Here is a 23,579-nt window from a genome sequence, read left to right on the forward strand (position 1 = left end):
GGTGAGAGAAAAGGCACATGCGCGGCATGATGCCGGACATGAATCTGCACAGGTTCAGTACTTAATAAATGGAGTCTTTGATGGCGAGCAGCAACCTGATTAAACAATTGCAAGAGCGGGGCCTCGTTGCCCAGGTGACGGATGAAGAAGCGTTAGCAGAGCGACTGGCGCAAGGGCCAATTGCACTCTATTGCGGTTTCGATCCTACCGCAGACAGCTTGCATTTGGGGCATCTGGTGCCATTGCTTTGCCTGAAGCGTTTCCAGCTTAACGGGCATAAGCCTGTTGCACTGGTGGGCGGCGCGACCGGCCTTATCGGCGACCCAAGCTTCAAAGCCACCGAACGTAAGCTGAATACCAACGAAACGGTAAACGAATGGGTTGAGAAAATCCGTCATCAGGTTTCTCCGTTCCTGGATTTCAACTGCGGTGAAAACAGCGCCATTACGGCAAACAACTACGACTGGTTTGGCGGCATGAACGTGCTGACTTTCCTGCGTGATATCGGTAAGCATTTCTCTGTTAACCAGATGATCAACAAAGAAGCGGTGAAACAGCGTCTGAACCGCGATGACAGCGGCATCTCCTTCACCGAATTCTCTTACAACCTGTTGCAGGGTTACGATTTCTCTTCACTGTACGACCTGCACAAGGTGGAACTGCAAATTGGCGGCTCCGATCAGTGGGGCAACATTACGTCAGGTATCGATCTGACGCGTCGTCTGCATCAGAAACAAGTGTTCGGCCTGACCGTTCCGTTAATCACCAAATCTGACGGTACCAAATTCGGTAAAACCGAGGGCGGCGCAGTCTGGCTGGATCCGAAGAAAACCAGCCCGTACAAATTCTACCAGTTCTGGATCAACACCGCCGATGCAGACGTTTATCGCTTCCTGAAGTTCTTCACCTTCATGAGCATTGAAGAGATCAATGCGCTGGAAGAAGAAGATAAAAACAGCGGCAAAGCACCGCGCGCGCAATACGTGCTGGCGGAAGAAGTCACCGGCATGGTGCATGGCGCCGAAGGTCTGGCTGCAGCCAAACGTATCACCCAGAGCCTGTTCTCAGGTTCCCTGAGCGAAATGACCGAAGTCGATTTCGGCCAGCTGGCGCAGGATGGCCTCGAGCTGTTTGAAGTGCCACGCGATACCGATCTGCAACAGGCGCTGGTGATTGCCGGTATGGCCCCGTCAAAAGGCCAGGCGCGTACCATGATTTCCTCAAACGCAGTTTCCATTAACGGCGAAAAACAGACTGACACTGAATACAACTTTACTGACAGTGATCGCCTGTTTGGTCGTTATACCTTGCTGCGTCGCGGTAAAAAGAACTACACCCTGCTGCTCTGGGCGTAAGCGTTACGACCGGCATCACGAGGGGCGTTACAGCCCCTCGTTTTTGTCCTGTGAACTCAGTAATACCGCCATCTCCCGATGACGTTGCTATCGGAAATTCCTCATGAAAAGCATTCTTTCTATCCAGTCACACACCGTTTTTGGTCACGCCGGTAACAGCGCGGCAGAATTTCCTATGCGCCGCATGGGGGCGAATGTCTGGCCTCTTAATACCGTTCAGTTTTCTAACCATACGCAATACGGGCACTGGACCGGTTGTGTGATGCCTGCAACGCACCTGACAGACATCGCTCAGGGCATTGCGGAAATCGATCGTCTGAAAGATTGTGATGCGGTACTGAGCGGGTACATCGGTTCGCCTGAGCAGGGCCAGAGCATTCTGGAGATTGTCCGTCTGGTGAAAGCAGCGAATCCTGATGCCTGGTATTTCTGCGACCCGGTCATGGGGCATCCTGAAAAAGGCTGTATCGTGGCGCCGGGTGTGGCGGAGTTCCATTGTAATCAGGCGCTGGTTAACTGCGATATCATCGCGCCAAACTTGCTGGAGCTGGAATTACTCGGCGGCCATGCGGTGGCGAGTGTTGAAGAAGCCGTTGTGACAGCGCGTGAGCTTATCGCCAAAGGCCCTAAAATTGTGCTGGTGAAACACCTGAGCCGGGCGGGGTATCACAGTGACCGCTTTGAAATGTTGCTGGTTACCGCAAACGAAGCCTGGCATATCGACCGCCCGCTGGTCGATTTCGGCGTACGTCAGCCGGTCGGCGTCGGTGACCTGACCAGCGGATTATTGCTGGTCAATCTGCTGAAAGGTGAAGCGCTGGATAAAGCCCTGGAGCACGTTACCGCAGCGGTTTACGAAGTGATGCTGGCGACCCACGCGATGGGCGAGTACGAACTGCAAATCGTGGCGGCGCAGGACAACATGGTCAAACCTGAACATCATTTCCCGGCCGTTAAGCTGTAATTATCTCTTTAGTTGTGCCAGTAAAAACGCCCCGTGCTGATTCAGCCGGGGCGTTTTATTTTTGCCGTCTGTAACCGCGACAAAATTCACATCACAAAAAACTTATTTCAGACCTTCGGCGGTCAGCGCAGCATCAACGGCCGGTCGCGCCGCCACTCTGTCGAGATAGGCGTTCAGCTCGGTCAGTGCGCTCAGGTCGAATTTCAGTGCTTTTGCCCAGCCCATGACGGTAAACAGGTAGGCATCAGCGACGCTGAAACGGGCACCCAGCAGGAAATGATTGTTTTTCAGCGACTCATTCACGTAAGCAAATTTCTTACTCAGCGCTTCACGGGTGACTGCTTTGAAGTCTTCCGGCGTTTTCGGATTGAACAGCGGAGAGAAACCTTTGTGCAACTCGGTCGCTATGTAGTTCAGCCATTCCAGCGCATGATAACGGGCCAGCGTACCCTGTTCCGGCATCAGCTGGCGGTCTGGCTTCTGGTCAGCAAGGTACTGCACGATCGCCACGCCTTCGGTCAGGATGGTGCCATCATTAAGCAACAGCGTTGGGATCTGTCCTTTCGGGTTCACCGCCAGAAAATCATCGCCGGTTTCCGTTTTCTTGGTTGCCAGATCGACCTTTTCGATACTGAAGTCCAGATCGGCTTCGCGAAGAATAATGTGCGGGGAAAGGGAACAGGCGCCGGACTTATAATACAGTTTCATAGTTACTCCATCTGATGAGGACTCAGGCCAACCCTGGCAATGCTGTGGTGCATGGGCAGCGACAGGGCATAGACACGCTGCTTCTATCCTAGAACCGGCGGGAGTAAAAGTCAGTGTTTAAATTGCGCCTGCCGTGCTTATGTCGCCTTTATGGTGAACATTGAAGCGGTTCGCCAGGAGTCAGCAATTAACGCGCGTGCTGATTCAGATAATCGCGGACGGCCTGTTCAACAGATTCGGGCGCAGGCAGCATGGGGGAACGTAATTCGTTCGCCATCAGCCCGTCCAGCGACAGAGCAAACTTTATCGCTGCCGGATTGGGTGCGGAGAACATCAGGCGAATCATGGGCAACAGGCCAAAGAAAGTTTTGCGCGCGGCAACGATATCCTGAGTTTTAAACTCCCGGATAAGCCGGACAAACTCTTCCGGGAAAATATGCGAAGAGGCTGCTATAGCCCCGGCACCGCCGAGACTGAGCGTCGAGAAAATCTGCACATCTTCACCACACAACACATCCAGCTCACCGTCAGCAATCAGCGACAGCGTCAGATCAATGCTGCCGCCGCAATCTTTGATGGCCGTGATCCGCGGATGTTTCGCCAATTGACGCAGCGTGTCGATCTCCATCTGCACACCGGTGCGATAAGGGATGTTATAGATCATCACCGGCACTGTGGCCTGATCGGCGATTTCAGTAAACCACGCCACCAGCGCGGGCTGAGACGGGCGGATGTAATAAGGCGCAGGCACTAACAGCCCGGCGACCGGACGCTGTGAAATCGCATTCTGCATATCGCGGATAACCGGCATGTGCGTGCCGGACAACCCCATGATCACCTGATGTCCGGGGACGATTTCCAGCACGGCATCCAACACCTGCAGCTGTTCTTCTTTGGTGAGCATCGGCGCTTCACCGGTTGTTCCACAGACGACAACGCCATCCACGCCCCGTTTGAGCAGCCGGGTGCACAATGATTTCAGTGCGGTAAAGTCGACCTCACCCTGATGGAAAGGTGTGACCAGTGGGACCCAGATACCTGAAAACGATGACATGATGTATTCCTTAAACGGCGTTATTTATCAGCCACGGATCATGTCAGTAAAACAGGGGCCAGTGCCAATTGAATGAATTAATAAGGTGTTTTGAGTTATCTATGGCGCTTATGAGAGCCGCCTCAGGAGCTGGCTAAAATATCCATTTCAGCGCCCAGGAGGTTTCGTAACACCTCAACCGAAACAGGACGGGAGAATAAATACCCCTGGAGATGTGAGCAACCTGCTGAAACTAAAAAGGATTTCTGCAACTGATTTTCAACGCCCTCGGCGATGACGTTGAGATGCATTTTATTACCCAGCTGGGAGACGGCGGTCACGATGGCGGCAGTATCGTTCACTTCTGTGACGTACTGCACAAACGAACGGTCAATTTTCACGCTGTCTACCGATATATCTTTCAGCAAACTCAGACTTGAATAACCTGTACCAAAATCATCCAGAGAAATTTTGACCCCAAGCTTACGCAGTTCCATCAGATGGCTGAGGCTGGTGGCATTCGCATTCATCACCGACGTTTCGGTCAGTTCGAGTTCAAGCCGCGAAGGCGGAAAATCCTCTTCCTTAAGCAAGGCCAAAAGCCGCACGCCGAAGTCGGGTTCACCGAGCTGTACAGCAGAGACGTTAATGGCCAGATTGAGCTTATCCAGTGGCTTGATGTCGCGACATGCCTGGCGAAGAACAATGTCACCGAGCTGAATCACCAGGCCTGTCTCTTCGGCCAGCGCGATAAATTGCACCGGGGAGACGGCCCCCAGCACGCCGTGATTCCATCTGGCCAGTGCTTCCACGCACACCACTTTCTCATCAAGGCTGCGCAAAATCGGCTGATAAACGCAGGACAGATCCCCTTCCCGTGAGAGGGATTCTGCAAGCGCTTTCACCATAATGCGTTTGCTGACCGTGCTGGCATCAAGTAATTCGGAATAATAAGAAAAGACATTTTTACCCCGTTGTTTGGCCTCCAACAGCGCGGTATTTCCACGGCGCATGATCTCACCGGCGGTAATATTCTCGGCGCCAAACATGACTATTCCAAACGACAGGGTGATCAAAGGATTGGCCCGTGTCAGAGCAAATGGCTGGCGCATCATGACCAATATTTCCAGCGCCAGATTTTGCGTCATTTCATTTGTCGGGCTGTCGCGCAGAATAATAGAAAATTCATCCCCCCCGATACGCGAAACAATGCCGGTTGTTCCGACTTCATTGCGCAAACGCTGACCGAATTCACATAAAATAGCGTCGCCTGCCTGATAACCGTAGGTATCGTTGATGTAATTAAAATCATTCAGGTTAAGCAGAAAAAGGGCGTAAGTTTCCGGACGATACATTCTCTGCGCGGCGATCTGGCTGAGTTCTTCATTTAACGCCGTGCGGTTGGGCAGGCCGGTTAATACATCGTGACGGGCCAGATAGCGGATCTGCGCTTCGGAGTTTCGCAGCAAAGAAATATCCATGATCGACGTCAGAATATATTGCCGCTCTTCAAGCGTGACGCGGGATTTACGCACCAGAACATTTCGTCGCTTGCCCGCCGGGTCTATAAGCGTTTCTTCATGAACGGTTTTTTCACCGGTTGCCAGCACGTCGATATCACGTTCGCGCTGGCGTGCAGCCTGCTCCGGGTCGGTAAAAAAGGACACGTCTTCACCGATCAACTCTTCCCTGGGGCGACCATAAAATTCGCTCGCTTTTTGATTAAGAAAGACCAGCTTGCGTGAATCATCTTTTAATACCGTGGCTTCGGGAAGGGCATCAAGAACCGCCTGGCATATCGCAATATCAGTAAGCATGAGTTAACTACCCCGAGCAGAAAATGTAAGTGATGTGGCCCCGTAGGTCAGGCAATAAGCTCATCAGGTTTTTGCAATTATTACTCACAATTGGATGAGAATATTATGGTTGTTTTTAAATTTTAAAATTCAATTGGTTATCATGTGCTAAGTAAAGTATTCGACATTTTATTCGGGTGAATAACGTTCAACTGCCGTCAGCGCGTTTTTTTCAGGACGAAAACGGGATTTCCCCTGCACGCAATCGTGCTGAGCGCTGAATAAAATACAAATTAGGATTTTCTTTATCAGGAGAAGGCATATTCACCCGTAAGGCAGGAATGATGACGGTAAAGAAAGCAGACGACCGACGTTAAACTTCGGCTGTTAACTACAGATGTTTCTTCGTACCGAATTTTTTGTCCCACTCACGCCGGTATCCGCGAGACTGTTTACGGCCTTTTAACCACAGTACCGTACAAACGATGCATACCCCCGCCGAGAAGACAATATTACGCATATCCTGATCGTAAAAAATGACCAGCACGCAGTCGAGCGCTGCCACAATCGCAAACCATTTATGCATATGAGACTGACGCCGGGTTTCGGCATTCATGCGTTTTAACTGACGTCCTTCATCCAGGACTTTACGTTTTTCCATCGGCTGTTCCTGGTGAGTCGTTTGAGTTAGGGGAGGCGGGGAGTGACAAAGCGTCTGTTAAGAATAACAAATTGGCGATCTCTTTTCCTCCCCGTTATTTTTGTACAGAGATTGATCTCCCGGTATCGCGTAGAGTATCTTTTAGGAATTATCTTAATTTCCGGTGCGAAAATGAGCGATTCGTCTTCACGAAAGATTGTTGATGGTGCCAACATTTATCAGGATTTCGAAACCCGTTTTTATGAATGGGAAGACGGAATGTCGAGTGCGGGTTTCAAACTGGAACTGCCCGATAAGAACCGGGAAGAGTTTGACTGGGGCGTTACCGGTTATAACTTTGGCCGCGTGATTGGCGGCGTTCTGACGGTGAGTGAGCACGATATTAACCGCCAGTACGGAAATCTGTTCTCCATGCCCGATCATATCGTGATTTTTATTGTGATTATCGGCGGTATGGATTGCCTGTGCTTCGGTGAACGTTTTCAACTGGCACAGGGCGATATCCTGATTCAGGATATGTCGCAGCCGATACAAATCCACGTGTATCCGGGAGACGTCAAACCGCGTCTGGGCACTTATCAGTACATCATTATGCCCAAACACAGCCTGCATTTTAATGTCGATATTGCCTCGCTGCACGGTAAGAGGGTGCCAGCCTCATCTCCGGTGAACATTATTTTGCGCAACCATTTTGCCACCATGGTGCAGGTATTTGACCAGATGACCGATCAGGAAGTGCTGAGCACGGGTGAAGGTGCTGCCTCGGTGTTTCTGCAAACCTTGCATCTTATTGCCGGGAAAAAAGTGGAACATCCCTTCGAGCAAAGCGCACGCCTCGAGCGTATTTGTCTGCATATTGAAAAACACCTGAGCAAGCCGATCGGCATTGATGCCTTGTGCAAGCACTTTGCTATTTCCCGTTCGGGGCTATACCGGTTGTTCGAACCCCTCGGCGGCATCGCTCAGTTTATTCGCAGCCGGCGGGTGTTGCTGGCAAAGCGTTTGTTACGCACCTCGTCGATGTCCGATCAGAGTCTTGCGGCCATTGCCCGCCAGTGCGGACTGGAGCTCAGCGTGCTTCGCCGTTACTTCAATGAGTTCTACGGCGCGACGCCGTCTGAGATGCGCGAACGATTCCGCCGTGATGCGGAGCAGTCTGGTCATCCGGGGGCGACGCACGTCAATTGGGTGAGTTCCCTTTAAAGAATTGATTTAACAACTAATGTTTAAAGGTTGTTAATAAATGAGATTTTTTATGTTCTGTCACTATTCTGATTTTGCCTGTACGTGGCGGAATCAGCGCCGAATTTTGAGGTAAACGCAGTAGACTTGTTGAGATGTCCAACGGTAATGACTGAGAGTCCATTATGTTAGTCCCTCAACAGGCAGTAGATGAACAGGCGCGTCTGACGATACTGGCGTCACTGGGCATACTGGATACGCCCAGGATCGAGGAGATAGATCGCATTACCCGTATGGCGGCCCGGCAGTTTCAGGCTAAGGCGGTCTTAGTCTCGCTGATTGATTCCGACCGGCAGTGGTTTCTCTCCCAAACTGGCCTCAATATCAATCAGTCTCCCCGCGACACCTCTTTTTGCGGTCACACCATTCTTGAAGCAGGGCCGTTAATTGTCAGAGATGCCCGGCTTGATCTGCGGTTTCACGACAATCCTCTGGTCTGCGGCGACCCGCACATTGTGTTTTATGCAGGATGCGCACTGCATTCCAAAGAAGGTGTTGCACTCGGCGCATTCTGCCTTCTGGATGACCAGCCCCGCGAGTGGAGTGATGAAGATCAGCAAACTTTGCTGGATATGACCGCGCTGGTCCAAAGCTACATTCTGCATCTCGAAAACCGCCAGTACACCGCTACCGTGGAAGATAATCTGGCAAAAAGCGAAGCCCTGTTTGAGCAAACATTTGCCCATGCTGCCGTAGGATTCTCACTCGTCGCGCTCGACTGGCGCTGGCTGCGCATTAATCCGCAGGTCTGCAACATGCTCGGCTATGCAGAGTTTCAGCTGCGCGCCTGTCTGTTGCATGACGTGACGCACGCCGACGACGTCTACGCTGAAAACATCCTTATCCCGCGTTTACTGTCGGGTGAAATCAACAGTTTCAGCGTCGAAAAACTCCTGCAACGTGCCAATGGCAGCACCCTTTGGGTCACCCTGACGGCGTCGCTGGTGCGCAATGCCGCGGGGGAAGCGCATCACTATATCGTGGTCATCAGCGACATTACCGAACGCAAACACATCGAACAGGCACTGTACTCCCTGCAGGGCGATCTTGAGCGCCGCGTTGCTGCGCGCACCGTCGAACTGCAGGTCGCGATGGATCAGCTGCATCAGGAGATTGCCCGGCGCCTGACGCGCGAAAGGGAACTGACCGAAAGTAAAAATCGTCTGCGCGCCATCACCGATAATATCCCCGCGCTTATCTGCCATGTGGACGCCAGCGAGCAATACACCTTTGTGAATCATTTTCATGCCAACTGGTATGGCGTGGAGGAGGAGAAGGTCAGAGGTCGGCAGGTGCGTGATGTGGTGGGCTACGCGAGTTATCAGATCATTCAGCCCTACATCAGGCAGGTTTTGCAGGGCATTACGGTCAGTTATGAGATCGAATTGCCGGATAATTCGGGGTTCGGCATGGGGGGCGTACTGCATACCACGCTTATTCCCTGCGACGATGTCCGTAACGGTTACTACGGCCTTTCCACCGACATTACCGAGATCAAAAAACTTCAGGCGCAGCTGGAGTTCGAAGCGAATCATGATTCACTGACCGGGCTGCCAAACCGCCGGGCGTTTCAGCAGTCCCTGATGTATGCCGCAAAACAACAAGAAAAAGCAGATAAAGACATCGCATTGCTCTTTTTGGATATTGATAATTTTAAAGCTTACAACGACACCTACGGGCATGAATTTGGCGATCTGGTGCTTAAGTTTTTCGCAGACACCCTGCGAACCCATTTGCGTTCGCAAGATATCGTCGCGCGACTGGCGGGCGATGAATTCACCGTCTTACTCAGCCACCTGGGCAACAGCGAAAATGATGTCAGCCGCATCTGTCTCGGGCTGATAAGCGCCCTCACAACCATCGAAAAAATCGCCGGTGTGCCGGTCGCATTGTCTGCCAGCATCGGTGTCTCCATCGGGCGTGCGCGTCAGCCTATGATGCCCGACACGCTGATGGCACGCGCAGATGCCGCCATGTATCGCGCCAAGCAGGGCGGGAAAGGGCGTTATTATCTGGGCTGACTTAAAGCGCGATTTACTCTGTTCTGACAATGATCTTATTGGTTTTTTCGGTATAGCAAACAACATCATCCGGAATGCTTTTATTGATAAAAGACATCGCACCAATCACAACATTATTACCAATCGTGATGTCGTTCCCAATGATGCAGCAGTTCGCGCCAATATCGACATTATCGCCAATGGTCAGGAGCACGCCTTCCACATCATCTTTGATTCCAATCGTCGTATTTTGCCGGATGCGGACATTTTTCCCTATGTTGCAATAGGGATTAATCACGATACCTGTGAAATGGGGCAGCCTGATCCCTTCACCAATTTGCGTACCCAGCATAATTTCAATGTTGTATTTTTTGATGAGGGAGAAATTGATCTTCCGCGCACGGCTTTTACAAAAATGGCTGTCGGTTGAGTATAAGTAACTCGCGATCCTCCACCAAAAAATGTATCTGTGCTTAGGCTGTTTAATGCATCGCAGGATGATGCGTCGCCATGAGAATGACTTTTTATTTTTGAGGATATCAGCAGCTAAACAGCGCGTGAGTTGTTCATATTTGGTGTAACGGTTGCTCATCAGAAAGGGCCATGTCAGCAGGAGTAAACTTACACAATCCTAACACAATGAAGACCTTTGCTAAATTAGCACCAAAAAAAACGCCTCCCGAAAGGAGGCGCTCTGTAACCATCATCAAATGCTTTCTGTGATTATTGCGCAGAAGCCAGATCAGGTTGTTTTTCGTCAGTGTCACGATCCAGCGTCATGCGGTGCAGCTTAGAGGCGGTGATCAGCATCAGCACGGCAATGACGGCGGTCGCCATACCAATCTGCAAGAACACATGGCTGTAAATGGCCAGCGAAGCGTGCGCATCCTGAATGTCGGCAGGAACGGCCGTCAGGTTAGCCACGTAGCCTGCAATAATCGCAGCGGCTGCGGTCGTCAGGAACCATGCGCCCATGATGAAGCCCATCAGACGTTGTGGAACCAGCTGTGCCACCATAGCCAGACCGAGGCCAGAAATCATCAGCTCACCGATACTCTGCAATGCGTAGCTCAGTACCAGCCAGTTAACAGACACAATACCGTTTTCATTCGCCAGGCTCGCACCCCACGGCAGCACCAGGAACGCACCGGAACACAGCACCATACCGATAGCAAACTTGTGCGGCATTGGCATACGGTCACCGACTTTGGTGTAAACCGCAGCCAGCAGCGGGCTGGCAACCATGATCCAGAACGGGTTCAGCGCCTGGAACTGCTCAGGCTGGAAGCTGATACCCAGCAGGTCATGACCGACGTTATGAATTGCAAAGAAGTTCAGAGACGTTGGCATCTGGCTGTACAGCACGAAGAACACCACAGCTTCCATCATCAGCAGGAAAGCCACGATCATTTTACGGCGTGCAATGCCTTTCATCGCGAACGTTTCTTTCGCAAAAACAATGATGATGCCGACAGAAACAACACCCAGAACCATACGTGCGATGGTTTGGTTATGCAGCAACCAGCTTGAAATGAACACCAGCGCGACAACACCCACCAGCACCATCAACAGTTTCTGGAACTGTAAGGGTTCGAAATCCGGTTTTGAACCCTGACGTTTTACCCATTTGCGGCAGAACAGGAAGTTCACGATAGTGATCAGCATCCCGACCACGCTCAGAGAGAACGCCACGCTCCAGCCGTATTTGGCTGCCAGCCAAGGCGTTGCCAGCATTGAGAAGAATGAACCAATGTTGACGGACATGTAATACATGGTGAATGCGCCATCAAGACGCGGGTCATCTTTTGCATAGCAGGTAGAAAGCAATGAGGATGGATTTGCTTTAAACAAGCCGCTGCCGACGGCGATGGTCGCCATACCCAGATAAACCCAGAAAACTTCGTGGCCGGAATAGGCAACGAATGAATAACCTAACGCCAGAACAATCGCGCCCAGCACGATCACGCGTTTTGAACCGAGCACTTTATCGCCCAACCAGCCGCCGATAGCTACGAAGCCGTAGACCAGCGCACTGAATGACGAGAACAGGGTAATGGAGTCGGCTTCACTCAGGCCAAGCATTTTGACCAGGTAAACCGCCATGATCCCTTGCAGGCCGTAGTAACCGAAACGTTCCCACAGTTCGATGGAGAAGATCAGATAAAACGCTTTAGGTTGTTTGAAGGCGTTCAGACTCACGCTTTCATTGTTTGGTGTTTTGTTTGCAGTTGACACTCGTACCTCTGTTTATTCCTTCCGGCCGTATGGCGGAAACGCATAAGTGGCGCGAAATAAGCACCCTTTGCATTGTTATAAGATGGGGATGACGGCAGGTAATGTTCACTATCTACGTAAATGAGGCAAGGAGTTTGACATATTCCGTTACATATAACTTATCCGACCTGATTAAACTGTGTTCGAAATGTTATGCAGAATTAACGTTTATGTTTTTGAAATAGGCAACGCGAATATGTTGTATGAATATTCATCTTCAAAGGCATATAAGTTTAATTTTTCCATCGATATCATTGATGGTTTAAATCACTCATTCATCGTGAATAAACAGTGAATAAACCCGGTTAATTTGCGGTTTGTGGCGTTTTATTCATTCTTGGTGCGTTCAAAAATCAGCGTTTAAAACGACAACAGGGGTAATGTGATCTACTTCTCGTTTTAACACTAAATTTCCGATTGAAAATAAGATTAGTACGACTTAGGGAGGTTAAACGGCAAGGGTGTTTACATTTGATGTCTCAGGCAGGGGGAAATCCTGCCGGAGTTGACGAATAAAGCATCAGTGGGAAAGCGGGGAATTTAGCCGATCATTTGCTCAGCGTATCGCCAAGCGTCTGAATCAGTCGATTCGACCAGCTGAACAGCGCCGTGGTCAGCAATATATCCAGAGATTGTGTTGCGGTATAACCGGCGTCAGACAAACCGTGCAGCAGACGCGCATCGAAACGTTCCGGTGTACGGGTTAGCGCAATGACACTTTCCAGCAATGCTGCTTCTGCACTGCCCGCCTGTTGTTGTGACACCGCATCCACAATGTCATCACGGTGAGTCGCCTCAAACAACTGTTCGATTAATTCCGGCTTGCCTTCGGCTTCCAGATACAAACGCCCGTGTATGCCCGCGCAGTACAGGCAGCCGTTCAGCTCAGACGTAGCCACAGCCGCCAGTTCACGCCAGGCTGCTTTCGGACGCTCGCCCGCCTGCATGATGTTATTGAACACCGCCGAGAATTCGCTCAGTGCATCGGCATTGTGAACCAGCAGCGTGTAAAACGAAGAGGAGCGCGCATCGGGTGCAATCAGATCCAGCACATCCTGCTGATGCTGGCTGGCGCTTTCAGGCGCGACTTCCGGCAGCCGTGATGTCCATTGCAACATCGCCAGTGAAAAGCCCTTTTGCTCACAACCTTCAGGGGAAGGGAAACCCGGCAAAACGGCAGCTGCGCGGCCGCGTAACCCGTTTAAAATAGCCAGCACTCTCGCCTGATAACTCACAAAACCGATCAATTGCGTAAAGGTGACAATATCCTGCGTGCTCAGGCCAATATCATTGAGCTGTTTCAGCATTGGCGCGGTGATTAACGTCGGCTGGGTGGCAAGTAATCGCGCGAACTGAGTGATGTGAGTCTGGCGGATGTTACTTTCACGGGAGGCGTCCGGGCTGGAGAGCGGGGCGAGGCGGGCGGCGTAATGGCTACAAAGTGGCTGTACGCCGCTGACCTGGGCCACGGTGAGCGCACTGCTCAGGCGGTCGTATAAAGAGAGCGTTTCAGTGCGCGACACGCGCAGGCTGTGCGGAAAAAGCACATCGTAACACGCTCGTGAGGCGTTCAGCAGCCCCTGACGCTCGTTGATCAAGGCGCGCAGCGTAGGGTCCAGTTGTGCATCCAGCCCAAGCAAGAAGCGATCCTGAGCCAACGCAGCATGCGGATCGAGCGGCAGATAACCCTGCTGGCTGCATTGTGTCTCGTGATACCAGCCGCTGTGCGCGGCCTTGCGTTGTTGTTCCATGATCGGGTCCTTTGCATCAGGCAAATTAACAGACCCTATCGTTGCCTATCCTGGTGTCGAGATAAAATAATGTTAAGCGATAAATCATAGCGAAAAGGAATAGATAAACGCAGAAATGCCAGCTAAATCTATTTATGACGAATATTTGTACCGCAATGGCTAAAAAAAACGGCATCAGATACCTGACACCGTTTTTTAGAAACGCGCTTATGAAATTTATCAGCGTCCGTTTCCGTCACGCCGCCAGGCGTCGGCGGTCAGCGCTTCACCAAAGTGGCTGGAAATCAGTCGCTTTGTGAGATCGTGCAGCGGTGCTGCCAGCACTTCCGCGGTATTACCACGCTCAACCACTTCCCCTTCATGCATCACCAACACCTGATCGCTGATGTGTTTCATCATGCCGAGATGCTGTGTCACGTAGATATACGAGATCCCCTGTTTTTCCTGTAATTCGAGCATCATGTTGATGACTTGCGATCGCATCGACATATCCAGCGATGCCAGGGCTTCATCGGCCACAATGACTTTAGGTTGCAGGATCAACGCGCGGGCGAGGGCGACGCTCTGCTTTTGCCCGGAGGCCAGCATATGCGGATAATAGTTAGCATGGTCTGGCAACATCCCCACCAGACGTAACGTCTGGTTAATGCGCTGCTCCCGTTGCTGGGCATCCATTTCGCTGTTCAGGCGCAGCGGGGCTTCAAGTAACTGGCCGATACGCTGACGCGGATTGAGTGACGTGCTCGGATCCTGAAAAATCATGCGGATTTGCTGGCTGCGAAAACGGTAGTCACGAAATGCCAGAGGATGATCGTCAATCAGAATCTCACCGCCGCTCGGTTCCACCATGCCGGAAAGCATTTTCGCCAGCGTCGATTTACCCGAGCCGTTTTCACCGATAATCGCCAGCGTCTGTTTTTCCCGCAGCGTAAAGCTGACAGGTTTTACCGCCTCAAGATTCATTTTTCTGAACAGCCCGGTGCGATAGCGGAACGTTTTGCTCAGGTTACGCACTTCGAGGAAAGTTTCGGCCATTATTGCTCCTCCATGTTCAGCGGAAAGTGGCACGCATAAGCATGGGTTTTCGCCAGGCGCAGACGGGGAGTTTCAATGCATTTTTTCTGTGCATAAGGGCAGCGCGGCCCCAGACGGCATCCGATGGGCAGATGCTCAAGCGAAGGGATCGCGCCGGGCAGGGTATTCAGACGACTTTTGTGGGGCAGCGAGCGGCCAAAGTCAGGCATCGCGCGGATCAGCGCCTGCGTATAAGGGTGGTGCGGCGTGGCCAGCAGATCTTCGCAGGTGGCGCTTTCGACGGTCTGCCCGCAGTAAAGCACGTTAATGCGGTTCGCCCATTTGCTCATCATTTGCAGGTCATGGCTTATCAGCAAAATGGTGGTGTTATTGTTCTGATTCAGCCGCGCCAGCAGACGGAAAATCTGTGCCTGCGTGGTCGGCTCCATGGCATTGGTCGGCTCATCGGCAATCAGCAAACGTGGCTGATTCGCCAGCGCAATGGCAATCATCACTTTCTGGCATTCACCCTCAGTCAGTTCATAAGGATAACTGGCCATGATGTCTTTATGATCTTTGATGCCGACGCGATGCAGCAGCTCGATGGCCCGGTATTTACGCCAGCGAAAACGCTGATACCAGCGGCCTTTATAGGTCCAGCCGGGGATAGCCTGAATCAGCTGGCGTCCGATATTCTCGGAAGGGTCCAGACAGGATTGCGGCTCCTGAAAAATCATCGAGACATTCTGCCCCACCAGCTTGCGGCGTTCGCGCGGTGTCAGTTGCAACAGATCGATATCGTCAAAGCGCATCCGGTCAGCCGTTACGCGCCAGTTATCTTTGGTCACGCCACAGATGGCTTTGGCGATCAGGCTTTTACCGGAACCCGATTCTCCCACCAGGCCGCGGATTTCCCCGGCGCTGAGCGTCATGCTGACGCGGTCGACGGCTTTAACCGGCCCTTCTGAGGTCATAAATTCGATGGTCAGATTGCGGATATCAAGTAATGGCATTATTCCACTCCCGCATTGATCGCCCGACGCACACCGTCACCCAGCAGGTTAATCAGCAATACGCTGATAAGAATAGCGGCCCCCGGCAGCATCACCGTCCACGGCGCGACGTACACCAGTTCGAGCGAATCACCGAGCATGGCGCCCCATTCCGGCGAAGGCAGCTGCGCGCCCAAATCGAGAAAACCGAGCGCGGCGATATCCAGAATTGCCATCGACAGCGCGCGGGTAAACTCGGTCGCCAGTACGGCCACAATGTTGGGCAGCACCGCGTAACGCAGAATTTGCCAGGTCGACGCACCGTCGAGGCGCACGGCGACAACGTACTCTTTCTCCAGCTCATCATGCACCGCGCTGTAAATGGTGCGGGAAATACGCGGCAACAACGCCAGCCAGACGGCCAGCATTGCGTGCTCAAGTTTAGGGCCGATAAAAGCCACCACTACAATCGCCAGCAATAAAGAGGGAATGGATAAAAGCGTGTCGAGAATATGGTTAAGAATGGCGGATTTCAGCCCGCGGGAGATCCCCGCCAGAACACCGATAATCACGCCGCACAGAGAGGCTGCCAGCGTAATCACCAGCGCACCGCCGATGGTCGGTGCCGCCCCGGTGAGGATGCGGCTCAGTAAATCGCGCCCCAGATCATCAGTGCCGAGGAAGAAAGAGACATTGCCGTAGCGTGACCAAGATGGCGGCAGTAGCTGATACCCTAAAAATTGCTGATCCAGCGCGTAAGGAGCCAGAAAGTGCCCGAAAACACACAGGAACAGCAACCCGATAACGCCGTAGAAACCAATCATCGACAATGTGTCGCGATAGAAAATCCCCCACGTGTGACGCAGCGGGCTGGGTACCTGTTTTTCGCGGTATACGTTATCGAAGGGCATACCATTCCTTATGTTTCAATGGATTCATCAGCGCACCCAGAATGTCTGAGAACACGTTAACCACAATGACCAGCGATCCGACCACCATCACGCCGGCGGAGATCGCCGCGTAATCCTGCTGACGGATGGCGTTAATCAGCCAGCGCCCGATGCCCGGCCAGTTAAAGACCACTTCAGTGATCATCGCCAGCGTCAGCATGGTGGAGAATTGTAAACCGAGTTTGGGAATGATCGGCGGCAATGCATTGTGCAGCACATGGCGGCGGATAATCGTGAAGCGTGATAATCCCCGCGTCGCGGCGGCTTTCACATAGTTTTTTGTCAGGATCTCGTCGGTTGAAATCCGCATCAGACGGACCACTTCTGTGGTGGGCGCCACCGCCAGCGCGGCGATCGGTAAAACCATATGACGAATGGCACTGACAATCATTTCATGACGATACGGAGAATCAGACAACCAGGCGTCGATAAGCGTCAGGCCGGTGACGGTTTTCAACTCATACAACAGATCCAACCGTCCGGACACTGGCAGCCAGCCAAGCTGTAGCGAGAAGAACAGCATCAGCAACACGGCCAGCCAGAATACGGGGATGGAGAAGCCGAGCAGGGCGAGACTGCTGATCGCGATATCCGGCCATTTTCCGCGCATTACGCCTGCGAGAATGCCGAACGGAATGCCGACCAGCAGTGCCAGGGCAAAGGCCAGCACACAAAGCTCCATGGTCGCCGGGAACACCGCTCTGAGCTGGTAGCGGATACTTTCACCGTTAATGCTGGAAACGCCAAAGTCCAGCTGGCATAAGCTGGTGAAGTAAAAATGGTAGGCATCCCATAACGACGCTCCGCGCAGCGGTGCATTTGGGGTGAAATAGCTCAGGCTGAAGGCCACCAGGCTGAGAAAAAACAGCGTAACCAGCAGCAAAAGAACGCGACGTAACGTGAAGATGATCATGGTGCTTTCCTTCCTTCGTCATCGCGAAAGACACCTGCAAACGATGAGTTGCCGAACGGGCTCAAAACCAGCCCTTTGATGTCATAACGGTAAGCCTGAAGGCGCAGGGAAGAGGCCAGCGGCAGCACCGGCAGTTGCTGCTCAAGAATTTTTTGCGCCTGCTGATAAAACTCAATGCGTTGCGAAAGCTGCTGAGAAAGCAGGCCCTGACGCAGCAGTTCATCAAACGCCGGGTCACACCAGTGAGCATAGTTGGTCTGGGAAGGGATCGCCGCACAGCTGAGCATCGGCCTGAAGAAACTGTCCGGGTCATTACTGTCGGTAGACCAGCCGGTCAGGGTCAGATCGTGATTCATCTCCATCAGCTTGGCTTCCTGAAAACGTCCCTCGACCGGCACGATGATCACTTTAATCCCCACCTGTGCAAGGTCTGCCTGTAACAGTTCGGCGGTTTTAAGCGGGCTCGGGTTAAACGACTGCGAGGCGGTCGGCACCCATAAATGCAGGGTCAGCTTTTCCTGCCCTAAATCTTTGAGGATTTTCTGCGCTTTCTTCGGATTATATTCCGTCACCTGCGCGTTGCTGTCATACGCCCACGACGCGCGCGGCAAAATAGAGGCAGCGGTTTCGGCTGTGCCGTAATAGATCGACTGCATCAGGCGTTGATTGTTAATAGATAACGCAACCGCCTGGCGGATCCGCGGATCGTTAAGCGGTGCTTTATTCGTATTGAAGGCCAGATATGCCACGTTCATACCGGGGCGCAGCGACAGGCGCAAACGCGGATCTTCACGCAGAATCGACAGCTGGCTGGCGGCAGGATAGGCCAGCACGTCGCATTCACCGGTCAGGAGTTTGGATAAACGCCCGGTGCCGCCAACGCCCATATCGATCACCACCTGCGCCATGCGCGGTTTACCTTTCCAGTATTGCCCGTTACGCATCAGACGCACGTACTGTCCGGTACGGTATTCACCGAGCTGGAACGGACCGGTGCCCACCGGCTGGCGGTCGATCTCTTCTTCATTGCCTGCTTTTTGCAGACTGGCGGCATATTCCGCAGACAGCACCGGCGCGTAGTGCGTCGCCAGATGCCAGAGGAAAGAGGCGTCCGGATTGTTCAGGCGAAACTCAACCGTTGCGTCGTCAATTTTTTTGATGCTTTTGATGGTTTTGGCGAATTGCAGGCTGTCGAAGTAGGGATAATCTTCACCGTTGACGCCGTGATAGTGATTGTTCGGATCAATGATGCGCTGGAAGCTGAAGACCACGTCATCGGCATTCATTTTGCGGGAAGGCGCGAACCAGCCTGTCTGCTGGAAAGGCACGTCTTTACGCAGATGGAATCGGTACGTCGCACCGCCGTCAAGAACTTCCCAGCTCTGCGCCAGCTCAGGGATGAGACGATAGGTGTAGGGGTCAACATCCAGCAGGCGGTCATACAATTGTGCTGCGAGCGTATCAATGATCAGCCCGCTGCTGGCTTTCTGCGGGTTAAACGTATTGATCATGCCGTTGACACAATAGACAAAGCCACTCTGGCGAATATCTTTCACCGGCGCAGTGATGACCGGCGCGCTGGCGGGGGGTGGGGCAGTCTCAGCAAACACTGCTGTGGACAAACCGCTCAGTAAAAGCATCCACAAGGTTAGACGACGCATAAAGGCTTCAAAGTTAAGGTGCAATGCCTTAAGTGTACCGTACTCTGCGAGGTACCCCAATCCATTGCGCGAAACACCGCGTATTACTGCGGCACATCGCGCAAATTTTATGCGGATAAAAATAAAACCCTTGAAGTTGGACTGATATTGTTATGTTATAATATAACAATAATCGCAGGCGAAGTATTCCTGCACTCTCCTTCGATAAGAGGTTAACGATGTCCTTACTTCCCGTTACCGTGCTGTCCGGTTTTCTTGGCGCGGGCAAAACCACCGTACTTAATCACATTCTTAATAACCGGCAGGGCATGCGCGTGGCGGTGATCGTCAACGACATGAGCGAAGTGAATATCGATGCCGCGCTGGTCGCCAACGAAATTACCCTCGACCGCCAGCAGGAAAAACTGGTGGAAATGAGCAATGGCTGCATCTGCTGCACGCTGCGCGAAGATCTGCTGATTTCGGTGCGTGAACTGGCGCAGGCGGGGCGGTTTGACTATCTGCTTATTGAGTCGAGCGGTATCTCGGAGCCGCTGCCGGTAGCGGAAACCTTCACTTTTGAAGATGAAAACGGCGAAAGTTTGTCGCAGTTTGCCCGGCTGGATACGCTGGTCACCGTGGTCGATGGCGTCAATTTTATGCAGCAATATCAGGAAGCGCGTAGCGTGCAGGAGGCAGGCGAAAGTCTGGGTGAGGAGGATAACCGCAGCGTGACCGATTTGCTGATCGACCAGATAGAGTTTTGCGACGTTCTGCTGGTGAGTAAAACCGACATGCTGGACAGTCAGCAGCAGCGGGAAGTTATCGCGTTGCTGAAAAGCCTCAATCCGGACGCGCACATACTTCCGATTTCGCCAGGCAGTCTGCCGCTGGAAAGCGTGCTCAATACGGGGCGTTTCGATTTCGCTAAAGCGCAGCGGGCACCCGGCTGGCTGAAAGAGCTGCGTGGCGAGCACACGCCGGAGACTGAGGAATACGGTATCAGCAGCTTTGTTTACAGCGCCCGCAGGCCGTTTGATCCGGATAAGTTTTACCGCGTGGTGCACGGCGACTGGGGCGGTGGCAATCTGCTGCGTTCAAAAGGCTTTTTCTGGCTGGCGACGCGGCCACGATTCGCCGGGCAGTGGAGTCAGGCGGGGGGAATTGCCCACTACGGCATGGCGGGTATTTTCTGGCGCGCCCTGCCGGAAAGCGACTGGCCGCAGGATGAGGAAACGCGCGAGCAGATCATGGAGAAATGGGTGGAACCGTTCGGCGACATGCGGCAGGAGCTGGTGTTTATTGGTCAGCATCTCGATAAGGCGGAGATTATCCGCCAGCTGGATGCGTGCCTGTTAAGTGAAGAACAGATGGCAGAGGGCATCGATAACTGGATGGCAATGGCCGATCCGTTCCCCGAATGGTAATCCTTAAGGAGGTTAAGGTTGTTCAATAAGTAGCCATAATGACGTTGTGGTAATGAGAAAAATTCTCAACAAAGTGCTTTACAGACGATACTGAGAACCATTATCATTCTTTTCACCGGACGAGAGGTGTCCCGCCAGGGGCGTTAATCGCGAGGTACGACATTGCTCACATTGCTTCCAGAATGACTTAGCCAGCTCGGGTGCTGGCTTTTTTTTGTCTGAAATTCAGTTACTTTCCTGCGCATTTACCTGTATTCCATGCTTTTTCAACATGCCGCGTAACTGATGATAAGTCACGTTCAGTAATTCAGCCGCCTTGCGCTGGTTGAAACGTGCCTGCCGCAGTGCCTGCTCGATCAGATTTTTTTCCTGACCGGTCACCCATTGTTTTAAATCCAGCGGTAAGGCCGGCAGCGCCGGGTTATCAGCGGGCGTCTCCGTCTTTTCCGCCGCGGTGCGTTGTGCGAAAGGATTGAGAATAATGTTGTCGAGCGGAAACTCGCTGGTGCCGTGGCGGTACATCGAGCGTTCGACGACGTTTTTAAGCTCACGGATATTTCCCGGCCAGCGATAACGCATCAGCGTGTCATGCGCATGTTCTGTGAAACCGGGAAACAACGGCAGTGAGAGTTCGCGGCACATCTGAATGGCGAAATGTTCGGCCAGTAACATGATGTCCTGCTGGCGCTCACGCAGGGGCGGCAACTGAACCACGTCGAAAGCCAGACGGTCGAGCAGGTCGGCGCGGAATTTTCCTGCTTCAGCCAGCACGGGTAAATCATCATTCGTTGCGCACACCAGCCGCACATCCACCTGCAACGGCTGGCTGCCGCCGACGCGCTCCAGATGACCGTATTCAATCACGCGCAGCAGTTTTTCCTGCACCAGCATCGGCGCGGTCGCCAGCTCATCGAGGAAAAGCGTTCCGCCGTCGGCGCGCTCAAAGCGGCCCAGATGGCGTTTCTGCGCGCCGGTAAATGCGCCAGCCTCGTGGCCGAACAACTCGGAATCCAGCAGGTTTTCATTCAGTGCCGCACAGTTAAGAGAAATGAACGGCCCCTGCCAGCGCGGGGACAGATAATGCAGACGATGCGCGATCAGTTCTTTACCGCTGCCGCGTTCGCCGGTGACCAGAACCGGTTTGTTCAGCTTTGCCAGTTGTGACACCTGTTCCAGCACTTCGATGAAGGCGTTGGCTTCGCCAAGTAAATTGTCTGTGTTATCCGTCATTTGGTCTTCCTTGCGTGGTGAAACACACTAACACTTAGTGAAAATCATCATCTTGAAAAATAAGCATAGCAGAGTCCTCATTAAAAAATTCAATTTATTCATGAAGATAAAGATTTTAAAAAGTTGGCACGGATCCTGATATAGGTTTATCGCCGCAGCTGAAAAATTTCCTGCGGATTTGACCGGTAATCATTTGGCCGGAAACCAAACAGAATCAAAGAGGAATTTCGATTATGGGTATTTTTTCTCGCTTCGCTGACATCATTAACGCCAACATCAACACGCTGCTGGATAAAGCTGAAGATCCGCAAAAACTGGTTCGTCTGATGATTCAGGAAATGGAAGACACACTGGTTGAGTTACGTTCGACCTCCGCCCGTGCGCTGGCAGAAAAGAAACAGCTGATCCGCCGCATCGATCAGGGCGAGTCTCAGCAGGCCGAATGGCAGGACAAAGCCGAGCTGGCGCTGCGTAAAGGAAAAGACGATCTGGCGCGTGCTGCGCTGATTGAAAAACAGAAACTCTCCGACCTGGTTATTGTGCTGAAAAACGAAGTGACCGTCGTGGAAGAAACGCTGGATCGCATGAAGTCAGAAATTGGCGAGCTGGAAAGCAAACTGACCGAAACCCGTGCCCGTCAGCAGGCACTGACTCTGCGCCATCAGGCCGCGTCATCTTCCCGTGACGTTCGCCGTCAGCTGGACAGCGGTAAAATTGATGAAGCGATGGCGCGTTTTGAGCAGTTTGAACGCCGCATCGATCACATGGAAGCCGAGGCTGAAACGGTCGGTATTGGCAAAAAGAAATCGCTGGATCAGGAATTCGCCGAACTGAAAGCCGACGATGAAATCAGCGCACAGATCGCTGCCCTGAAAGCTAAAATGAACGGTAGCCAGGACGCATAATTGCGCATTGCACCGTTGATGAACCTGCCTGCGGGCGGGTTCACACTGCAGGACAAACGCCTTAACCGGCACAAAAAAGACTCATAAGGAGAGACAATGAGCTTCCTGTTTTTAGCTATTCCGCTGACCATTTTCGTTTTATTCGTGGCGCCCGTGTGGTTGTGGCTTCACTACAGCAATCGCCAGCAAAATGGCACTCAGCTCAGTCAGCATGAGATACAGAATCTCTCCAGCCTGACGCAAGATGCGCAGCGCATGCGTGAACGTATTCAGGCGCTGGAAGAAATTCTGGATTCCGAACATCCGGGCTGGAGGCAATCATAATGACGAGCCGAATGTCAGAACGAAAACTCTACCGCGTACCGGAAGAGGGCGTGATAAAAGGCGTCCTTGCCGGTCTGGCGCACTACCTGGGCGTACCGGTAAAACTGCTGCGGATCATGGCGGTGCTGTCGATTTTCTTCGGCCTGTTTATGTTCACCGTGGTGGCTTACATCATTCTCAGTTATGTGCTGGATCCGGTACCCGCCAGTGAGTTCGACGGTGAAGCGGCACCCTCGCCACGGACGTTGCTGCAGGAGGCCGATCGTGAGCTGAAAGCCAGCGAACAGCGTTTGCGTCAGGTTGAACGCTACGTCACCTCGGAAACCTTCGGCGTACGCAGCCGTTTCCGTCAGCTGTAAAGAACGCTTCTGGCCGCCGGACGTCGCGCCGGTTGCCACCT

General features: G+C 52.6%; 21 protein-coding genes. 9 read left to right on the forward strand and 12 right to left on the reverse strand.

Going from position 1 to position 23,579, the window contains the following annotated elements:
• Positions 1-80 precede the first annotated feature (80 nt).
• Complete coding sequence (tyrS, locus tag ABSH60_RS18140) at positions 81-1,355, forward strand: tyrosine--tRNA ligase (protein ID WP_056773644.1); 1,275 nt, start codon at positions 81-83, stop codon at positions 1,353-1,355.
• 103 nt (positions 1,356-1,458) lie between these two features.
• Positions 1,459-2,319, forward strand: coding sequence for a pyridoxal kinase PdxY (gene pdxY / locus ABSH60_RS18145; RefSeq protein ID WP_390975141.1), 861 nt, complete (start codon positions 1,459-1,461; stop codon positions 2,317-2,319).
• A gap of 102 nt (positions 2,320-2,421) precedes the next feature.
• On the opposite strand, the gene gstA is transcribed toward pdxY, so the two are convergent.
• The 4 genes from gstA to ABSH60_RS18165 form a co-directional block, all read right to left on the reverse strand.
• On the reverse strand, positions 2,422-3,027 hold the full coding sequence (gene gstA / locus ABSH60_RS18150) for a glutathione transferase GstA (RefSeq protein ID WP_390975143.1): 606 nt from the start codon (positions 3,025-3,027) through the stop codon (positions 2,422-2,424).
• Positions 3,028-3,214: 187 nt separating this feature from the next.
• Positions 3,215-4,081, reverse strand: a complete 867-nt coding sequence (dapA, locus tag ABSH60_RS18155) for a 4-hydroxy-tetrahydrodipicolinate synthase (protein ID WP_136375364.1) — start codon at positions 4,079-4,081, stop codon at positions 3,215-3,217.
• Between the two features lie 122 nt (positions 4,082-4,203).
• The gene (locus tag ABSH60_RS18160; RefSeq protein WP_183846604.1) at positions 4,204-5,877 is read right to left on the reverse strand and encodes an EAL domain-containing protein; all 1,674 of its coding nucleotides are present in this window, start codon (positions 5,875-5,877) and stop codon (positions 4,204-4,206) included.
• Positions 5,878-6,247: 370 nt separating this feature from the next.
• Positions 6,248-6,517, reverse strand: coding sequence for a hypothetical protein (locus ABSH60_RS18165; protein WP_056773662.1), 270 nt, complete (start codon positions 6,515-6,517; stop codon positions 6,248-6,250).
• A 171-nt stretch (positions 6,518-6,688) separates the two neighbouring features.
• Between ABSH60_RS18165 and ABSH60_RS18170 the strand changes: the two genes are divergently transcribed.
• The 3 genes from ABSH60_RS18170 to ABSH60_RS18180 all read left to right on the forward strand — a co-directional run bounded on the left by ABSH60_RS18170 (position 6,689) and on the right by ABSH60_RS18180 (position 10,189).
• On the forward strand, positions 6,689-7,720 hold the full coding sequence (locus ABSH60_RS18170; protein ID WP_390975146.1) for a helix-turn-helix domain-containing protein: 1,032 nt from the start codon (positions 6,689-6,691) through the stop codon (positions 7,718-7,720).
• Positions 7,721-7,884: 164 nt separating this feature from the next.
• The gene (locus tag ABSH60_RS18175) at positions 7,885-9,780 is read left to right on the forward strand and encodes a diguanylate cyclase domain-containing protein (protein ID WP_217203279.1); all 1,896 of its coding nucleotides are present in this window, start codon (positions 7,885-7,887) and stop codon (positions 9,778-9,780) included.
• Positions 9,725-10,189 (forward strand): hypothetical protein, encoded by a 465-nt coding sequence (locus ABSH60_RS18180; protein ID WP_390975149.1) that lies wholly within the window; start codon positions 9,725-9,727, stop codon positions 10,187-10,189. The genes ABSH60_RS18175 and ABSH60_RS18180 overlap by 56 nt, the downstream gene beginning before the upstream one ends.
• A gap of 293 nt (positions 10,190-10,482) precedes the next feature.
• Here the strand turns inward: ABSH60_RS18180 and dtpA are convergent, their stop codons facing one another.
• From dtpA to sapA, 7 genes are all read right to left on the reverse strand, one after another.
• The gene (gene dtpA, locus ABSH60_RS18185; RefSeq protein ID WP_390975151.1) at positions 10,483-11,994 is read right to left on the reverse strand and encodes a dipeptide/tripeptide permease DtpA; all 1,512 of its coding nucleotides are present in this window, start codon (positions 11,992-11,994) and stop codon (positions 10,483-10,485) included.
• A gap of 587 nt (positions 11,995-12,581) precedes the next feature.
• The gene (locus tag ABSH60_RS18190) at positions 12,582-13,784 is read right to left on the reverse strand and encodes a peroxidase-related enzyme (RefSeq protein WP_056773681.1); all 1,203 of its coding nucleotides are present in this window, start codon (positions 13,782-13,784) and stop codon (positions 12,582-12,584) included.
• 219 nt (positions 13,785-14,003) lie between these two features.
• Positions 14,004-14,819: a putrescine export ABC transporter ATP-binding protein SapF gene (gene sapF / locus ABSH60_RS18195; protein ID WP_056773684.1), complete on the reverse strand. Its 816-nt coding sequence runs from the start codon at positions 14,817-14,819 to the stop codon at positions 14,004-14,006.
• Positions 14,819-15,811 carry a putrescine export ABC transporter ATP-binding protein SapD gene (gene sapD / locus ABSH60_RS18200; protein WP_056773685.1) on the reverse strand — a complete coding sequence of 331 codons (993 nt, stop codon included), beginning with the start codon at positions 15,809-15,811 and terminating at the stop codon, positions 14,819-14,821. The genes sapF and sapD overlap by 1 nt, the downstream gene beginning before the upstream one ends.
• The gene (sapC, locus tag ABSH60_RS18205; protein WP_122095575.1) at positions 15,811-16,701 is read right to left on the reverse strand and encodes a putrescine export ABC transporter permease SapC; all 891 of its coding nucleotides are present in this window, start codon (positions 16,699-16,701) and stop codon (positions 15,811-15,813) included. Before sapC ends, sapD begins: the two co-directional genes overlap by 1 nt.
• Complete coding sequence (gene sapB / locus ABSH60_RS18210) at positions 16,688-17,653, reverse strand: putrescine export ABC transporter permease SapB (protein ID WP_056773694.1); 966 nt, start codon at positions 17,651-17,653, stop codon at positions 16,688-16,690. The genes sapC and sapB overlap by 14 nt, the downstream gene beginning before the upstream one ends.
• Complete coding sequence (gene sapA, locus ABSH60_RS18215; protein WP_390975154.1) at positions 17,650-19,314, reverse strand: ABC transporter substrate-binding protein SapA; 1,665 nt, start codon at positions 19,312-19,314, stop codon at positions 17,650-17,652. Before sapA ends, sapB begins: the two co-directional genes overlap by 4 nt.
• Positions 19,315-19,532: 218 nt before the next feature.
• Here sapA and zigA point away from each other — a divergent pair, with 218 nt between their 5' ends.
• Positions 19,533-20,720 (forward strand): zinc metallochaperone GTPase ZigA, encoded by a 1,188-nt coding sequence (gene zigA, locus ABSH60_RS18220; protein WP_390975156.1) that lies wholly within the window; start codon positions 19,533-19,535, stop codon positions 20,718-20,720.
• Positions 20,721-20,945: 225 nt separating this feature from the next.
• On the opposite strand, the gene pspF is transcribed toward zigA, so the two are convergent.
• Positions 20,946-21,950, reverse strand: coding sequence for a phage shock protein operon transcriptional activator (gene pspF, locus ABSH60_RS18225; protein WP_390975158.1), 1,005 nt, complete (start codon positions 21,948-21,950; stop codon positions 20,946-20,948).
• Positions 21,951-22,183: 233 nt separating this feature from the next.
• Here pspF and pspA point away from each other — a divergent pair, with 233 nt between their 5' ends.
• The 3 genes from pspA (at position 22,184) to pspC (ending at position 23,538) form a co-directional block, all read left to right on the forward strand.
• Positions 22,184-22,855, forward strand: coding sequence for a phage shock protein PspA (pspA, locus tag ABSH60_RS18230; protein WP_056773707.1), 672 nt, complete (start codon positions 22,184-22,186; stop codon positions 22,853-22,855).
• A 96-nt stretch (positions 22,856-22,951) separates the two neighbouring features.
• Positions 22,952-23,179: an envelope stress response membrane protein PspB gene (pspB, locus tag ABSH60_RS18235; RefSeq protein ID WP_122095571.1), complete on the forward strand. Its 228-nt coding sequence runs from the start codon at positions 22,952-22,954 to the stop codon at positions 23,177-23,179.
• Complete coding sequence (gene pspC, locus ABSH60_RS18240) at positions 23,179-23,538, forward strand: envelope stress response membrane protein PspC (protein ID WP_136377376.1); 360 nt, start codon at positions 23,179-23,181, stop codon at positions 23,536-23,538. Before pspB ends, pspC begins: the two co-directional genes overlap by 1 nt.
• Positions 23,539-23,579 lie beyond the last annotated feature (41 nt).

The organism is Rahnella sp. R3(2024) (genome assembly GCF_042920125.1).
Lineage (GTDB): Bacteria > Pseudomonadota > Gammaproteobacteria > Enterobacterales > Enterobacteriaceae > Rahnella > Rahnella rivi.

Coding starts and splice junctions, on each gene's coding strand:
- ABSH60_RS18165 (WP_056773662.1), bottom strand. CDS start 6,517: ATGGAAAAACGTAAAGTCCTGGATGAAGGACGTCAGTTAAAACGCATG.
- zigA (WP_390975156.1), top strand. CDS start 19,533: ATGTCCTTACTTCCCGTTACCGTGCTGTCCGGTTTTCTTGGCGCGGGC.
- sapF (WP_056773684.1), bottom strand. CDS start 14,819: ATGGCCGAAACTTTCCTCGAAGTGCGTAACCTGAGCAAAACGTTCCGC.
- dapA (WP_136375364.1), bottom strand. CDS start 4,081: ATGTCATCGTTTTCAGGTATCTGGGTCCCACTGGTCACACCTTTCCAT.
- ABSH60_RS18180 (WP_390975149.1), top strand. CDS start 9,725: ATGCCGCCATGTATCGCGCCAAGCAGGGCGGGAAAGGGCGTTATTATC.
- pdxY (WP_390975141.1), top strand. CDS start 1,459: ATGAAAAGCATTCTTTCTATCCAGTCACACACCGTTTTTGGTCACGCC.
- pspF (WP_390975158.1), bottom strand. CDS start 21,950: ATGACGGATAACACAGACAATTTACTTGGCGAAGCCAACGCCTTCATC.
- sapD (WP_056773685.1), bottom strand. CDS start 15,811: ATGCCATTACTTGATATCCGCAATCTGACCATCGAATTTATGACCTCA.
- ABSH60_RS18170 (WP_390975146.1), top strand. CDS start 6,689: ATGAGCGATTCGTCTTCACGAAAGATTGTTGATGGTGCCAACATTTAT.
- pspA (WP_056773707.1), top strand. CDS start 22,184: ATGGGTATTTTTTCTCGCTTCGCTGACATCATTAACGCCAACATCAAC.
- gstA (WP_390975143.1), bottom strand. CDS start 3,027: ATGAAACTGTATTATAAGTCCGGCGCCTGTTCCCTTTCCCCGCACATT.
- pspB (WP_122095571.1), top strand. CDS start 22,952: ATGAGCTTCCTGTTTTTAGCTATTCCGCTGACCATTTTCGTTTTATTC.
- ABSH60_RS18190 (WP_056773681.1), bottom strand. CDS start 13,784: ATGGAACAACAACGCAAGGCCGCGCACAGCGGCTGGTATCACGAGACA.
- ABSH60_RS18160 (WP_183846604.1), bottom strand. CDS start 5,877: ATGCTTACTGATATTGCGATATGCCAGGCGGTTCTTGATGCCCTTCCC.
- ABSH60_RS18175 (WP_217203279.1), top strand. CDS start 7,885: ATGTTAGTCCCTCAACAGGCAGTAGATGAACAGGCGCGTCTGACGATA.
- tyrS (WP_056773644.1), top strand. CDS start 81: ATGGCGAGCAGCAACCTGATTAAACAATTGCAAGAGCGGGGCCTCGTT.
- sapC (WP_122095575.1), bottom strand. CDS start 16,701: ATGCCCTTCGATAACGTATACCGCGAAAAACAGGTACCCAGCCCGCTG.
- pspC (WP_136377376.1), top strand. CDS start 23,179: ATGACGAGCCGAATGTCAGAACGAAAACTCTACCGCGTACCGGAAGAG.
- sapA (WP_390975154.1), bottom strand. CDS start 19,314: ATGCGTCGTCTAACCTTGTGGATGCTTTTACTGAGCGGTTTGTCCACA.
- sapB (WP_056773694.1), bottom strand. CDS start 17,653: ATGATCATCTTCACGTTACGTCGCGTTCTTTTGCTGCTGGTTACGCTG.